This is a genomic window from Novosphingobium clariflavum, assembly GCF_026420865.1.
Lineage (GTDB): Bacteria > Pseudomonadota > Alphaproteobacteria > Sphingomonadales > Sphingomonadaceae > Novosphingobium > Novosphingobium clariflavum.
In genome coordinates this window covers 1-15,698 of the sequence record NZ_JAPCWC010000015.1, presented here as the reverse complement: position 1 = coordinate 15,698, position 15,698 = coordinate 1, and the positions used below count along the sequence as shown (strand labels likewise).

Here is a 15,698-nt window from a genome sequence, read left to right as displayed (position 1 = left end):
AATGAGCGCCGCTTGCGAACAACTCACCGAACTGGCCTCCCAGGGCGTCGCCCCGGCGCTGCGCGCGGTGGACTGCGTCTCCAACGAGATGGCGGCGGCCGCCTTCGGGCGCCTGTTCGGCGCCGGCGGGGCGATGGGGCTGGTCCTCATCCCCGTGCTGACGCTGTACATCGCGTTTCTCGGCTTCTCGCTGCTGTCCGGGCGCTCCAGCCTCAGCGTCTCGGCGCTGACGCCGCGCATGCTGACGATCGGCTTCGTGCTGACCTTCGCGACCAGCTGGATGGCGTACCAGAGCGTGGTCTGGAACCTCGCCATCGGCGGGCCGGACTGGATCGCGGGCGTGGTGATGGGCGCCAAGGGATCGGCCACGCAGATCTTCGGCGACCGCATCGACATCGTCTTCAACGCCATTGCCGAAGCCTCGCAGGCTGCCGGGCAGGGCGGCGGCGAGGCCGCTCAGGGCGCTGCGCAGGCAGGAGCGGCAGGGGCCACGGCCGGAGCCGGGGCTGCCAAGGCGGCTGCGGCAGGCGGCGCGGGGCTGTTCTCGCCCGATAGCGTGATGTGGATGGGCGCGCTGATGCTGCTGCTCGGCACCGTGGGCGTGCTGCTCACCGCGCGCATTGCGCTGGGCGTGCTGGTCGCGCTCGGGCCGATCTTCGTGGTCATGGGCCTGTTCGGCGGCACGCGAGGCCTTACCGCAGGCTGGCTGCGCGGCGTCGTGCTGACCGCGCTGACGCCGCTGTTCGTGGTGCTGGGCGGCGGGATCACGCTGGAACTGCTGGTGCCGATCGTCTCCTCGCTGGTGCAGGGCGCGCAGCTGGGCGAGATCGACGGGCGGGCGGCGATGGCGCTGTTCGTCGTTGCCGCCGTGCATCTGGCGCTGATGGGCATGATGCTCAAGGTTTCCGCCACGCTGGTGTCCGGCTGGCGGGTGTTCGGCCTTGCCGATGGCGCGCGTTCGCGCGGGGAGCGCGACAGTGCCTCGCAGGCCGCGCCGCCGCCGCCTTCGGTGCAGGTGCCGCCATTTGCACCGTCCGCTGCGCAAGGCCGCGCGCCTGCCGTCTCGGCCGCCAGCGCGGCGGCCATGGCGGCCTCGGGCGCAGCCGCCGGTGCGGCGACGCATTCAAGCGAGCGGCGAACCGTGGTAACCCAGGTCTCGGGCGGCGGAATCGAGCCGCTGGGACACAGCCATGCCTCGCGCGCGCGCGGCATCGGCAGCCGGTTCCGCAGTGCATCGAACGACAGCGGGCGCCCGGCGTCCCACCCTACCGCGACCCAGAACACCGCATCGAAGCCGGTGAAGGAGAATTCGTGATGTTCCGCAGCAAGGCCCAAATGCGTGGTGTCTCCCTCGCTGTGACCGCCATTCCCGCGCTGCTGATGCTTGCCGCGCCCGCAAGGGCGGACGAGCGCCTGGTCGAGCGTCCCTTCGCCGACAACCAGGTCGTGCGGATCGACGGCAAGGCCGGCGTTCAGGCGACGATCGCCTTCGGCAAGGGCGAATCGATCGAGAACGTGGCGGTGGGCGATTCGCAGACCTGGCAGATCACCCCCAACAAGCGCGCCGACCTGCTGTTCGTGAAGCCGCTGGAAGCCAGCGCGCGCACCAACATGACGGTGGTGACCAACCGGCACACCTATTTCTTCGACCTCGTCGCCTCGGCCAAGGCGCGGCCGCTCTACATGCTGCGCTTCACCTACAAGGACGAACCGGCAGAGACCGCGCCCGCCATTGCGGGGGCGGCGCTGGCGGGGCTCGAACCGTCCGAGCGCGCGATCGCCGAGGGGGATGCGATGGCGATGCCCGCCGATCCGGCAGCGCTCAACTTCGCGTGGAAACGCACCGGCGCGCCCCGGCTGCTGCCCGCGCGCGTCTATGACGACGGGCTTTCCACGTATCTGCTCTGGCCGGAAAACACCGCCGTGCCCGCCATTCTCGTGCAGAACGAGAAGGGTGAGGAAGGCCCGGTGAACTACGCCGTGCGCGGCCAGACGATCGTGGTGGCCGAAGTGCCCCGGCTGATCATCCTGCGCTCGGGCAAGGCCAGCGCCACGCTGGAGAACAACCGCAGCGATGCGGCGCCTGCCGCTGCTGCCGCTCCCGCCGCACCGGCTGTTCCTGCCGCAGCGGTCGCTGCCAATACCACTGCCACTGCCACGCCTGCTCCGGCCAAGGGGAACTGACCATGGCGCCCAATTCCACGATGCGCGAAAAGATCGCTGCCGATGCCGCCACCGACCCGCGTGACGGGCAGGGCGCCGAGGTCATCGATCTCACCACCCGCAACGTCCTGCCGCGCGTCACCCAGCGCAAGAAGGCCGACGGGCTGGGGCTTGCCGCCGGGATCGTCTTCGTGATGGCACTGGGCGGGCTGACGCTGTGGTCGATGGATTCGGTGCGCAAGTCGCCGGTTGCAGGGGTTGAACCCACGCCGCCCGCCGCGGCTCCGCAGGCCGCCGCCATCGCGCCCGCTCCTGCCGTGCCAGCGCCCGCGCCGGTCGCCGCGCCCGCCGCCGCCCCGCTGCCCGCCCCGGCGCCCGCGCCGGTGCTGGCCGCCGCGCCGGGCGCGGCGCCTGCCGCCAATCCTTACGCCAGCCCGACCGTGGTTTTCGACGTCGGCGCCGGACCGGCGCCGGCCGGGCTTGCCGGACCTGCCGGTGAGGCCAAGGGCGGCGGCAACGCCAACGACGATTTCGCCGCCCGCGTGGGCGGCACCGGCTCCACCGCCTCGGCGACCCGCAACTTCGATCCGGCCACCACGGTCACGCAGGGCACGCTGATCCCGGCGGTACTGGAAACCGCCATCGATACCGACGTGCCCGGCTACGTGCGCGCCATCGTCTCCACCGACGTGCGCAGCTTCGACGGCAAGCGCGTGCTGATCCCGCGCTCCTCGCGCCTGATCGGCCAGTACAAGAGCGGCCTGACCGCCGGGCAGAAGCGCGCCTACGTGATCTGGAGCCGGTTGATCCGCCCGGACGGCGTCTCGGTGAACCTCGGCTCGCCGGCTGTCGCCTTCGGCGGCGAGACCGGCCTTGCGGGCAAGGTCAACAGCCACTTCTTCGAGCGTTTCGGCTCGGCCATGCTGCTTTCCGTCGTCGGCGGCCTCTCGACCATCGTGTCGAGCGGGTCGAGCGTGGTGGTCGGCGGCGGCCAGTCGGCGGCGGCGGCGGCGATCCAGCAGAACGGCAGCGTCGGCCCGACCATCCGCGTGCGCCAGGGCGAGCCGATCCGCGTGTTCACCGCCAAGGACCTCGATTTCAGCCAGGCGCAATGATCGGTGAAGGTTGGATCGATGGCGGACGTTCTTTCTCTGCAGGCCCTGCCTGGCGCACCCATGTCTGAAGGTGAGGCGCAGGGCGCCCAGCGCAGCGTCTATCTCGACGCCTACCTCGCGCCGCTGCGGCCTTGGCTCGACAAGGAGACGGTGACCGAGATCCTCGTCAACCGGCCGGGCGAGGTGTGGATCGAGGATGCGGCGCTCTCCGGCATGCAGCGCGTGGCCTTGCCCGCGCTCGACAACCGCCTGCTCCAGCGCCTTGCCGAACAGGTCGCGCGGATCAGCCACCAGGGCATCAACCGCGAGCATCCGCTGCTTTCCGCCACGCTGTCCGGCTACGGCGGCGGGCAGGGGAGCGGCGCGCGTATCCAGCTGGTCGGCCCGCCGGCGACGCGCTCCGACTGGGCCATGGCGATCCGCCGCCACCGCCTGCTCGAACTGCCGCTCGACGCCTATGACCGGGGGCCGATCACGCCTCCGGTCGAACAGCCCGCGCCCGATCCGATGGCCGAGCCCATCGCCTTCCTGCGCGATGCCATCCGCCGCCGCCGCACGATCCTGATCTCGGGGGGCACCTCGACCGGCAAGACCACGTTCCTCAACGCCATGCTCGGCGAAATCCCCGGGCACGAGCGTGTCGTGCTGGTGGAGGATACCGCCGAACTGCACCTGCCGGGCGCCAACGGCGTGGGCCTGATCGCGGTGAAAGGCGAACTGGGCGAGGCCAAAGTCTCGGCCAACGACCTGCTGCAAGCGGCGCTGCGCCTGCGGCCCGACCGCATCGTGCTGGGCGAACTGCGCGGCGGCGAGACGGTTTCGTTCCTGCGCGCGATCAACACCGGCCATCCGGGCTCGTTCTCGACCGTCCACGCGAATACCCCGCGCGGTGCACTGGAGCAGATCGCGCTGATGTCGATGCAGACGGGATTGGGGCTGACGCGCGCGGAGACGCTGGAATATGCGGCCTCGGTGATCGACATCGTCGTGCAGCTCGACCGCCGGGACGGCAAGCGCGGGATCAGCCAGATCGCCGAGAGTGCGACTTTGGTTGGCTAGAACAGAGGAAGTTCCAGAGCGTTTTCGAATCAGGTGGAATCACCTTATGACTCTGAAAACGCGTAAAACCAAAGTCTTAGAGCAGTTGGCCCGACGCAATCGGATCGGAAACTGCTCTAGCGCGCGCCTTCCGGCGCAGCCATGGGGGCGCAACCGATGGCGCGGGGCACCACGAAGACGCTATTGGGGGGCAGGGGGTGTTGACCCCCTGCTTCAATCTTCCCCTCAGTCGGCGATCGCCAGCCCGGTCGCATCGCGCACTTCGCACTCCAGTCCCAGCCAGTCCGCCAGGGTCTTGTGATCCTTGGCGACGCCGGGACTGTAGAGCGGGCGCATGGTTTCCGACAGCCTGAGCACCAGCGCGCCGTCCTCGATCCGCAGCGAGGTCTGCGACAGGCCGGACGGCGAGCAGCCGGTCAGGCGGCGGCAGAGGCGCACCGCGAGGCCCCAGCCGATCGCGCGGTCGAGGTCTTCCTTCGAGGCGAGGCGGGCGAAGGCGTCCGGCACGGCGGTCTGGCCGGAGTTGGCGAAGACGGTCATCGCCATCATCGCGCGGCCGTGCATGTCGAGGCCGATCCAGCGCTTGCGCAGGGCCCAGGTCATTGCCTCTTCGGTGCGCAGGTTCGGTTCGGTGCGCATGGCGGCCAGCGCAAGCAGGCCGGAGGCCTGGCGCAGCTGGCGGTCCTGCGGTTCCTCGCGGCAGACCGCAGCGGTCCACCTGGCGACGGCGACGGCATCGTCCGCCGTCACCCGGGCGCTGGCCGAGAAGGCGGCGACGCTGGCGAGCATCGGGTCTTCGGCCTGCACTGCGGCATCGAGCTGGGCGTGGAGCAGGCCTTCGCGCAGGCCCCAGGAGGAGAACACCAGCTTGGACGGTTTGAGGCGGGTGATGACTTCGGCCATCAGCGCGGCGGCATCCGGCAGCGAGGCAAGGCGCGAGGCGGACGTGCGCGAATCGATGTCGCCGAGCTTGCCCTTGGCGAACTCGCGGGCGAGTTCGAGCGCCTCGGAGGCGGGCAGTTCGAAGCCGTGAGGGTCGTCCACCGGCCAGTCGAGCACGCGCATGGCCTGGAGCGCGAGGGCGCGCCAGGAGCCGCCGACGATGTAGAGCGGCAGGCCCTTGCCCTGTTCCCATCCGGCCCGCTTGAGGCCGTCGCGCACGGTGTCGGCGAAGGCGGCCGGGCCCTTGGCGCGCAGGTCCGGCAGGCGCAGGGTGCCGAGCGGCAAGGTGACCCCGTGCCAGCTTTCGCCATCGGCGATCTCGACGAGTTCGAGGCTGCCGCCGCCGAGGTCGGCGGCCACGCCGCGCGCGCCGGGGAAGGCGGCGATCACGCCGGTGGCGCTGGCGCGGGCTTCTTCCTCGCCGGTGAGCAGGCGCGGCTGGAGGCCGAGCGCGCGGACCGCGTCGAGAAACTCGGGACCGTTGGAGGCATCGCGCGCGGCGGCCGTCGCCACGCATTCGACGTTCTTCACCTCGAACAGGCGCAGCAGGCCGGCGAAGCGGCCGAGCGCGATGAGCGCACTGCGCATGCCCTTTTCGGCGATCGCGCCGGTCTTGCCGAGGTCGCGGCCGAGGCGGGCGCTGACCTTTTCGTTGAGGATGACGACGGGCGCGCGGGGCGGCCCGTTGTAGATCACCAGACGCACGGTGTTCGAACCGATGTCGATGATCGCGCGCTTTTCGCTCTTGAGGCTGATGCCGATCATAAGAAAACCAGGCTGATGCCGATCATAGGGGGGTCTTTGGTCGATTGCCTCTCGGCCCGGGACTCGGGCCTCAAGACCCCCTTATGTCAGATGTTGCCTCGTCTTAGCGAGAGCTTTGGCACCTTTCGTCCACTGGCAAGCGATGCACCGCGCCCTGAAAGCGACGGGTTGGTCATGAAATAGCGGTGGAGATTGAAGGGGTTGTCCACTTCTCCCACCCGGTCGTAGCGGCCATCGGGGTGGAGCACCCAGGACTGTTCGGTGTCGAGCAGATTGGCCAGCATGACCTGGTCGAGCACCTGGTCGTGCACGGTCTTGTTGGTGATCGGCACCATGACCTCGACCCGGCGGTCGAGATTGCGGCTCATCGCGTCGGCCGAGGTGATGTAGACCCTGGCCTTGCGGTTGGGCAGCTCGGAGCCGTTGGCGAAGGCCCAGATGCGGCAATGCTCGAGGAAGCGGCCGATCACCGATTTCACGGTGATGTTTTCCGACAATCCGGTGATGCCGGGGCGCAGGCAGCAGATGCCGCGCACGACGAGCTCGATGTCGACGCCCGCTTCGCTCGCGGCATAGAGCTTGTCGATGAGGCCGGGGTCGGTGAGCGAGTTCATCTTGGCCCAGATCTGCGCGGGCTTGCCCTCGCGGGCATTGGCGATCTCGCCGTCGATGTTGCTGTAGAGCGTGGAGCGCAGCGAGATCGGCGAGATCGACAGGCACTCGGTGCCCTTGGGCTCGACATAGCCGGTGATGAAGTTGAACAGGCGGCCGACATCGCGCCCCATCGCCGGATCGGCGGTGAAGTAGGAGAGGTCGGTATACACGCGCGCGGTGATCGGGTGGTAGTTGCCGGTGCCGAAGTGGCAGTAGGTGCGGTAGCCGTCGCCCTCGCGCCGTACCACCATCGAGGTCTTGGCGTGGGTCTTCCAGTCCACGAAACCGTAGATCACCTGAACGCCCGCGCGTTCCAGCTGGCTGGCCCAGAGCAGGTTCTGCTCCTCGTCGAAGCGGGCTTTCAGTTCGACCACCGCGGTCACCGACTTGCCCTGTTCGGCCGCGCCGATGAGCGCGGAGATGATCGCCGACTGCTTGCCGGCGCGGTAGAGCGTCTGCTTGATCGCGATCACGTCGGGGTCGCGCGCGGCCTGACGCAGGAAGTCGATCACCACCTCGAAGCTCTCGTAGGGGTGCTGGACGACGATGTCCTTCTCGCGGATGGCGGCGAAGATGTCGCCGTCATGCTCGAGGATGCGTTCGGGATAGCGGGGGGTATAGGGTTCGAACTTCAGTTCCGGCCGATCCTCGTCGCAGATCGTCGACAGGCCGGAGAAGCCGATCAGCCCCTCGGTCTTCATGATCAGCGACTTGTCGAGGCCGAGCTGGTTGCGCAGCAGTTCTTCCGCAGCGGGATCGAACTTGCCCTGCAGCTGGAGCACGATGACGAGGCCGCGGCGGCGGCGCTGGATTGCGGTGCGGTAGTAGCGCACCAGATCCTCGGCATCTTCCTCGATCTCGATGTCGCTGTCGCGCAGGATGCGGAACACGCCGTGGCCGTGCAGCGTGAAGCCGGGGAACAGCTCGTCGGCATTGCGGCAGATCACGTCCTCGATCGAGATCCACGCCGCCTCCTCGCCGGGAATGCGCACGAAGCGCGGCAGCGGGGCGGGGATCAGCACCATTTCCATGACCGGGGCGTCATCCGCCACGCGGGTCAGCGAGAACAGGATGCCGATGCCCTGGTTGGCGACGAAGGGGAAGGGGTGCGCCGGGTCGATCGCCTGCGGGGTGATCACTGCCATGACGTGTTCGAGGAAGTAGTTGCGCAGCCAGGCCTGCTGCTCGGCGTCGAGCGGTTCCTCGCCGATCACGCGAATGCCTTCGCCGGCCAGCTGGACCTTGAGGTTGGCCCAGGTGTCCTGCTGGATCGCCTCGAGTTCCAGCACCTTTTCATGGGTGATGGCGATCGCCTGCGAAGGGGTGAGGCCGTCCATCGAGATTTCCTCGATCTGGCGGCGCACCTGCCCGGCGATGCCGGCGACGCGCACCATCAGGAATTCGTCGATGTTGCTGCCCGAGATCGAGAGGAAGCGCAGCCGCTCCAGAAGCGGGTAATGGGGATTGCTCGCCTCGGCGAGGACGCGTTCGTTGAAGGCCAGCCAGCTCTGTTCGCGGTTGAAGTAGCGATTGGGCAGGGTGGCGACGTCGGTCACCGGATTGCTTTCACCGATGGCTGCGTCTTCGTGAATGTCCAGCATGTCCTACGTCTTCGTTCGAGCGAGAGATGGGCGCCGCGCACCCGTTGGACCCCCTTGCATGCCACGATGACACTTTTGCTGCAATCGGGAGGGGTTCTTGCGCAATCTAACAAGTTCCTGCTGTAAGACCAATGGAAGATCATTGCAGTGCAGCATAGATTGGCGCACAGTCACTGCCGATGATCAAGGCGGCTCTCCACCATCTCACGCGCTACCGTTACTCCCGGCGGGTGCGCCTCGGTCCCCAGGTCATACGGCTGCGCCCCGCGCCGCATAGCCGCACGGCGGTCCCCAACTATTCGCTGAAGATCAGCCCGCCCGAGCATTTCCTCAACTGGCAGCAGGATCCGCACGGCAACTGGCAGGCGCGGGTGGTGTTTCCCGACCCGATCGACCACTTCTCGATCGAGGTGGACCTCCTGGCCGAACTCGCGGTCATCAACCCCTTCGACTTCTTCGTCGAGCCCGAGGCGGAGACGTATCCCTTCGCCTATTCGGACAGCATGAAGGCGGACCTTGCCGCCTATTTCGAACTGGAAGAGCAGGGCCCGCTGTTCGAGGGACTGGTGGATGAACACGCCGGATACGAAGGCCGCACGGTCGATTTCCTGGTCGACATCAACAGCCGCCTGCAACAGCGCATCGGCTATGTGATCCGCATGGAGACCGGGGTGATGACCCCGGAAGAGACGCTGGCGGTGGGCACCGGGTCGTGCCGCGATTCGGCCTGGCTCCTGGTGCAGCTGCTGCGCCGGCTCGGCTTCGCGGCGCGGTTCGTCTCGGGCTATTCGATCCAGCTGGTCGCCGACGTGATCCCCAAGGACGGCCCCAAGGGCGTGCTTCAGGACGTGACCGACCTCCACGCCTGGGCCGAGGCCTATGTGCCCGGCGCGGGCTGGATCGCGCTCGACGCCACTTCGGGCATGTTCGCGGGCGAGGGGCACATTCCGCTTTGCGCTGCGCCGCACTATCGCTCCGCCACCCCGATCGAGGGCATGGCCGAGCCTGCCGAAGTCGATTTCCATTTCGAGATGAACGTCTCGCGCATTGCCGAGGCGGTGCGGATCACCAAGCCTTTCACCGAGGAACGCTGGCAGGCTCTGCTGGACCTTGGCGATGCGGTGGACGCCGATCTTGTGGCGGCGGGCGCCAACCTCACGATGGGCGGCGAGCCGACCTTCATTGCCGATGGCGATTTCGAGGCGCCCGAGTGGAACGGCGCGGCGGTCGGCCCAACCAAGGCGGCTTATGCCGACAAGCTGATCCGCCTGCTGCGCGCGAAATTCGCGCCGGGATCGCTGCTCCACCACGGGCAGGGCAAGTGGTATCCGGGCGAGACGCTGCCGCGCTGGGGCTATTCGATCTACTGGCGCAGGGACGGCGTGCCGATCTGGCGCGACGAGAGCCTGATCGCCAGCGAGAAGCCGCTGGAAAAGGGCGGCGATCCCGATCCGGTGCCTTCGATCGATGCCGGCGCCGCCGATGCGCTGCTCAAGGGCGCCGCGCTCAATCTCGGGCTGGCAGAGGAATTCGTGCAGCCGGTGTTCGAGGATGCCGACTGGTGGAAGTTCCGCGAGGAGCAGCTGCCGGTCAACACCGTGCCCGAAGACTCGCATATCGACGACGAGGAACTGGCCCGCCGCTTCCGCCGCGTCTACCGGCGCGGCCTGGAAAAGCCGACCGGCTTCGTCCTGCCGGTGCAGCGCTGGAACGCCTCGGTGCGCCAGGCGCCGCGCTGGAAGAGCGAGGTCTGGCGGGTGCGGCGCGGGGTGCTGACGGCGGTTTCGGGCGATTCCGCGCTCGGTTACCGCCTGCCGCTGGGCGCGCTGCCTTATGTGCCGCCTTCGGCCTATCCCTATATCCACCCGCGCGACACCGCCGAGCCGCGCGAGCCGCTCGCCGATTACCGCGAGCAGGTGACCGCGCGCGGGTCCGAGACCCGGCTTTCGGGCAGCGTCGAGGCGCAGCGGACCGAACATGTCCGCGCGGCGGGCAGCGGCGCGGCGGGGGAGCGCGTGGAGCAGCAGCTGATCGAAGGCGCGGTGCGCACCGCGCTGACGGTGGAGCCTCGCGGCGATTACCTCGCCGTGTTCATCCCGCCGACCGAGCGGCTGGAGGACTATCTCGAACTGGTCGCCGCCGTCGAGGCAGTCGCCGCCGGGCAGCGCATTCCGGTGCGGATCGAGGGCTATCCGCCGCCGCCCGATCCGCGCCTGCAGGTGCTGAAAGTCACGCCCGATCCCGGCGTGATCGAAGTCAACATCCACCCTTCCGCCTCGTGGCGCGAGACGGTGGAGATCACCGAGACGCTGTACGACGCCGCGCGCGAAGTGGGGCTGACGGCGGACAAATTCATGGTCGACGGCCGCTCGATCGGCACCGGCGGGGGCAATCATATCGTGCTGGGCGGGCCCAGCCTGCTCGACAGTCCGTTCATTCGCCGCCCGGACCTGCTCAAGAGCTTCGTCACCTACTGGCAGCGCCATCCCTCGCTCAGCTACCTGTTTTCCGGCCTGTTCATCGGCCCGACCAGCCAGGCCCCGCGCATCGACGAGGCGCGGCACGATGCGCTCTACGAGCTGGAAATCGCGCTGTCGCAAGTGCCCAATCCGTTTTCAGAAGGCCCCGGGCATTCGCAACCGGCGCCGTGGGTGGTGGACCGCCTGTTCCGCAACCTGCTGGTCGACGTCACCGGCAATACCCACCGCACCGAAATCTGCATCGACAAGCTGTTCAGCCCCGATGGGCCGACCGGCCGCCTCGGCCTGGTCGAGTTCCGCGGCTTCGAGATGCCGCCGGATGCCAGGATGAGCCTTGCCCAGCAATTGCTGCTGCGCGCGCTCACGGCGTGGTTCTGGAAGGAGCCGCAGTCCGGGGCGCTGGTGCGCTGGGGCACGCAATTGCATGACAGGTTCATGCTCGGTCATTTCGTCTGGGCGGACTTCATGGACGTGCTGGGCGATCTCGCCCGCGCCGGATACCGCTTCGACCCGGCATGGTTCGAGGCGCAGCGCATGTTCCGCTTCCCGGTCCACGGCGAGGTCGAGGGCGGCGGCGTGACGCTGGAAATCAGCCATGCGCTGGAGCCGTGGAACGTGCTGGGCGAAACCGGGGCGATCGGCGGCACCGTGCGCTATGTCGACAGTTCGACCGAGCGCCTGCAGGTGAGGGCGAGCGGACTGGTCGCCGGGCGCCATGTCATCTCGTGCAATGGACGGCGCGTGCCGCTGACGATGACGGGCCCTTCCGAAGGCGTCGGCGGTGTGCGCTACAAGGCCTGGGCGCCGGCCGAGTGTCTTCATCCGATGCTGGCGGCCCATGCGCCGCTGACGTTCGACATCATGGACTTGTGGAACGGGCGCTCGCTGGGCGGCTGCGTCTACCATGTCGCCCATCCGGGTGGCCGCCATTACGACGACGTGCCGATCAACGGCTATGAGGCCGAGGCGCGGCGCAAGGCGCGGTTCCAGCCGCACGGCCATTCGCCCGGCCCGATGCCGGCCCCGCCCGAGGAAGTGCCGGGCGAGTTCCCCTATTCGCTCGACTTGCGCCGCCCGCTCGGGGCATGATGACCCCATGGCCGCCGCACCGCCACCCGGACTGACCGATAGCCCGCCCGGCTGGCTCGATGCCTACCCGGTGCCGGTCTCGGGCGGTGACCTGTTCGGCGATGCCGCCGATCCGGTCGCCGCGCGCTGGCGGGCGGTCGCCTGCGGGCTTGCCGCGCTGTCCGAGGGCGATCCCGCCGCCTTGCAGGAAACCGCCACGCGCAATGCCGCGGACCTTGGCCTGACCTTCCGGGTCACTGGCGAGGAAGAGGAACGCGCCTGGCCGCTCAACGCCATGCCGGTGGTGATCGGCGCGGGCGAGTGGGAGGTGATCGAGCGGGGGCTGATCCAGCGCGCCGAACTGTTCGAGCACCTGGCCGCCGACATCTACAGCGACCAGCGCATGGTGCGCGAAGGCCATCTGCCGGCGGCCGCCATCGCCGGAAGCCCGTTCTTCGCGCGCAAGATGCTCGACCCGGCCCGGCGGCTGGGGGCGGAGCAGGCGCATCCCCATTTCATCCAGGTCTATTCGGCCGACCTCGCGCGCGGCCCGCGCGGCCAGTGGCGGGTGCTGCAGGACCGTGTGCGGATCGCCTCGGGCATCGGTTACGCGCTGGAAAACCGGCTGGCGATGACCCGGCTCGCCGGACACCTGCTGGCCGACCAGCAAGTGCGCCGCATCGTCGATTTTTTCGCGGTCATGCGCGAAGGCATGATCGCCGCCTGCGGGCGCGAGGCGCCGCGCATCGCCCTGCTGACGCCGGGGCGCTTCAACCAGACTTATGCCGAACAGGCGCATCTCGCGCGCTATCTCGGCTTCCCCCTGGTGGAAGGGCGCGACCTTTCGGTGGTGGAGGACCGGCTCTGGGTGGGCACGATCGCGGGCCCCAAGCGCGTCGATTCGATCTGGCGCTGGATCAACACGACCTCGCTGGACCCGCTCGCCTTCGATGCCCGCTCGCAGCTCGGCGTCGCCAACCTGTTCGAGGCCTGGGCGCGCGGCGGTGTCGGCATGATCAACTGGCCGGGCACCGAAGTGCTGGAAAGCCCCGCCTTTGCCGCCTTCATGCCGCGTCTCTGCAAGGTTCTGCTGGGGGAGGAACCGATCCTGCCGAACATCGCCACCTGGTGGTGCGGGCAGGCTGCCGAAAGCGCGACCGTTGCCGGGCGGCTTGCCGAATTGGCCGTGCTGCCCGCCTTCGGCCAGCCGGTCGAGGCGCTGGAGCGGCGCGAGCCGGTGGCCGGTGCCGATCTCGACAGTGCGCAGCGCGGCGCGCTGCTCGAGGCGCTGGCTCGCCGCCCGATGGACTATTGCGGGCAGGAGATCGTCCACCTCTCCACCGCGCCCGCCATCGTCGGCGGCGAGGTGGTGCCGCGTCCCTTCACCGTGCGCGCCTTCGTGGCCCGCGATGCCGACGGCAACTGGACCGTCATGCCCGGCGGCTTCGCCCGCCTCGCCGCCAGTCAGGCGCTGCCGACCTCGCTGATGGGCGAGGGCGAGATTTCCGCCGACGTCTGGGTGGTCGACGAGGCGCCGAGCCCCGCGCAGTTCACCCTGCGCACGCTGACCGAGCCGCCGATCTCGCGTGGGGGCGGCATCCTCGCCAGCCAGGCGGCGGACAATCTCTACTGGTTCGGCCGCTACAACGAACGCGCGCAGCTGGTCACCCGCGTGCTGCGGGCCTTGCTCGACGGCTCGGTGGAGGTCGACGGCGGCCCGGCGGAGCAGGGCGGCGTGGTCGGCGCGCTGGTCGGCCTGCTGGGCGAAACCGGCAGCATCGCTTCGCCGGACGAGACCCCCGGCGCGGCGGCGGACGTGCAGGCGATCTGCGCCGCGGTGCTGGCCGAGGCAAGCCTGCCCGGCGGCGTCACCGCGCTGCTGCGGCGGCGCCAGGCGGTGGGGCTGGCCCTGCGCGAACGCTTCGCGCGCGACTTCTGGCGGCTGGTCAGCCAGGCCGTGCCGCAAGTGGACCTCCATCGCCCCGCCACCTTGCTGGGCGCGGTGCGGTCGCTGACCGAGCATTTCAGCGCGCTGGCAGGCCTCGTGTCCGAGAACATGGTGCGCTCCGCGGCATGGCGCTTCCTCGAGATCGGCCAGCGGATCGAGCGTGCGCAGGGCATCTGCCGGATGGTGCGCCGCCTCGGCGATGCCGCCTCGCCCGCCGGGCCGGACGGCCCCGACGGCACCGGCGCGCTGGGCGTGCTGCTGGACGTGTGCGACAGCCAGATCATCTACCGCACGCGCTACCTCACCGGGCCGATGGCCGGACCGGTGCGCGATCTGCTGCTGCTCGATCCCGACAACCCGCGCGCGCTGGTGTTCCAGATCGCCGGTGTGGTCGAGCATCTCGCCGCCCTGCCGAGCGTGCGCGACGACAACCTGCCCGAAGCGCCGATGCGCGCCGCCCGCGCGCTGCTCGGCCGCCTCCAGGCCGCCGCCGCGCAGGACATGAGCAGCCTTGCCCTCGCCGAGATCGAACAGGAACTCTACGGCCTGTCCGACGCGATTTCGGCGCGCTACTTCCTCCAGTTCGACCCCGAACAGGCCGAGCGCCGGACCGCCTTGCTGTGATGCGCTATTCGGTCAGCCATATCACCACGCTGGAATATGCCGCGCCCGTGCGCCTCGCCCAGTTCAACGCGCGCCTGCGGCCCAGCCCATGGCGGGGACAGCGGCTGAGCGACTACGCGCTGAGCGTCGATCCCCAGCCCGCCACGGTGGCCGAACGCGAGGGCGGCTACTACGTCAACGAGGCGCGCTTCTCCCTGCGCGAGCCGATCTCGCAGCTCCAGATCGAGAGCCGCTTCACGGTGGAGAAGGAGCCGCTGCCCGCGCGCATCACCGATGCCACCGGCCCCGGCCTTGCCGACTTGCGCGAACGGGCGATGCTCAAGCCCGACCTCTCGCCGCTCGGCCCCGCCTCCTACAGCTTCGCCTCGCCCATCGCCGTGCCGGAACGCGACATCGCCATGTGGTCGAGCGCGTTCCTCAGCGAAACGATGCCGGTGGTGGAGGCGGGGAGGGCGCTGATGGCGGCGATCCACGACCAGTTCGCCTACGAGGCCGGCGCCACCGTCGCCGATACGCCGCCCATCGAAGCCTTCCGCGCGCGCCACGGCGTCTGCCAGGACTTCAGCCATATCATGATCATCGCCGCCCGCGCCCACGGCATTCCGGCGGCCTACGTCAGCGGCTACTTGCGCACCCTACCGCCACCGGGACAGGAACGCCTCGTCGGCGCCGACGCCATGCACGCCTGGGTGAACCTGTGGTGCGGCGACGAGCTTGGCTGGATCGGCTTCGATCCCACCAACGACATGCTGGCCGATACCGACCACATCTTCATCGGCATGGGCCGCGACTATTCGGACGTCGCCCCGCTGGACGGCACCTTCCGGGGATCGTCGGAGCAGACGATGTTCTTCTCGGTAGACGTCGCGCCGCTGGGTTGAACAGGCGCGGAACGGTTCAGAAGAAAAAGGGAAGATTCCCGGGGTCCTTCGATAAACTCAGGAGATCCCCCGGTCCCTCGGAATGTCCACCTTGCGCCCCGCCTGAATGTTGCGCACGCATTTAGAGGTTGGAAGTGGACACCGCTCCGTCCACCCCGCTCATCCTGAGCTTGTCGAAGGATGGGTAGCCTCGCGCTCCGGCTAGGAGGCTTCGACAGGCTCAGCCTGAACGGGCGGGGGCAGAATGACCTAGTTGGGCCGATTTTAGACTGTCCGGTCCTGAGTGCCCTAGAAGGATAGCTGGCCCTCCCATCGCATCGGCCGCCAACCAAAATCGGTCACTTCTCGGAAGCGTTCAAGCAGAGGACGACATCGCTTGAAATTGCCTCATATGCGCC

9 protein-coding genes are annotated in these 15,698 nt (G+C 68.9%); 7 read left to right on the top strand and 2 right to left on the bottom strand.

Annotated elements, in window-relative coordinates; genetic code table 11:
• The first annotated feature begins 1 nt into the window (after window position 1).
• The 4 genes from OKA11_RS16705 to virB11 are packed head-to-tail and all read left to right on the top strand — an operon-like array spanning window position 2 to window position 4,337.
• The gene (locus tag OKA11_RS16705; RefSeq protein ID WP_267222355.1) at window positions 2-1,315 is read left to right on the top strand and encodes a type IV secretion system protein; all 1,314 of its coding nucleotides are present in this window, start codon (window positions 2-4) and stop codon (window positions 1,313-1,315) included.
• Window positions 1,315-2,184, top strand: a complete 870-nt coding sequence (locus tag OKA11_RS16700; RefSeq protein ID WP_267222353.1) for a TrbG/VirB9 family P-type conjugative transfer protein — start codon at window positions 1,315-1,317, stop codon at window positions 2,182-2,184. The genes OKA11_RS16705 and OKA11_RS16700 overlap by 1 nt, the downstream gene beginning before the upstream one ends.
• A 2-nt stretch (window positions 2,185-2,186) precedes the next feature.
• Window positions 2,187-3,278: a TrbI/VirB10 family protein gene (locus OKA11_RS16695; RefSeq protein ID WP_267222352.1), complete on the top strand. Its 1,092-nt coding sequence runs from the start codon at window positions 2,187-2,189 to the stop codon at window positions 3,276-3,278.
• An 18-nt stretch (window positions 3,279-3,296) separates the two neighbouring features.
• The gene (gene virB11, locus OKA11_RS16690) at window positions 3,297-4,337 is read left to right on the top strand and encodes a P-type DNA transfer ATPase VirB11 (protein WP_379489326.1); all 1,041 of its coding nucleotides are present in this window, start codon (window positions 3,297-3,299) and stop codon (window positions 4,335-4,337) included.
• Window positions 4,338-4,562: 225 nt separating this feature from the next.
• On the opposite strand, the gene OKA11_RS16685 is transcribed toward virB11, so the two are convergent.
• Together OKA11_RS16685 and OKA11_RS16680 are read right to left on the bottom strand one after the other, a co-directional pair.
• Window positions 4,563-6,044: a Ppx/GppA family phosphatase gene (locus OKA11_RS16685; RefSeq protein ID WP_267222348.1), complete on the bottom strand. Its 1,482-nt coding sequence runs from the start codon at window positions 6,042-6,044 to the stop codon at window positions 4,563-4,565.
• Window positions 6,045-6,130: 86 nt separating this feature from the next.
• Window positions 6,131-8,299, bottom strand: coding sequence for an RNA degradosome polyphosphate kinase (locus tag OKA11_RS16680; protein WP_267222346.1), 2,169 nt, complete (start codon window positions 8,297-8,299; stop codon window positions 6,131-6,133).
• Window positions 8,300-8,478: 179 nt separating this feature from the next.
• On the opposite strand from OKA11_RS16680, the gene OKA11_RS16675 reads away from it, so the two are divergent.
• The 3 genes from OKA11_RS16675 to OKA11_RS16665 are packed head-to-tail and all read left to right on the top strand — an operon-like array spanning window position 8,479 to window position 15,300.
• Window positions 8,479-11,868: a transglutaminase family protein gene (locus OKA11_RS16675; RefSeq protein ID WP_267222344.1), complete on the top strand. Its 3,390-nt coding sequence runs from the start codon at window positions 8,479-8,481 to the stop codon at window positions 11,866-11,868.
• Between the two features lie 7 nt (window positions 11,869-11,875).
• Window positions 11,876-14,419, top strand: a complete 2,544-nt coding sequence (locus OKA11_RS16670) for a circularly permuted type 2 ATP-grasp protein (RefSeq protein ID WP_267222342.1) — start codon at window positions 11,876-11,878, stop codon at window positions 14,417-14,419.
• Window positions 14,419-15,300, top strand: a complete 882-nt coding sequence (locus tag OKA11_RS16665; RefSeq protein ID WP_267222487.1) for a transglutaminase family protein — start codon at window positions 14,419-14,421, stop codon at window positions 15,298-15,300. Before OKA11_RS16670 ends, OKA11_RS16665 begins: the two co-directional genes overlap by 1 nt.
• Window positions 15,301-15,698 lie beyond the last annotated feature (398 nt).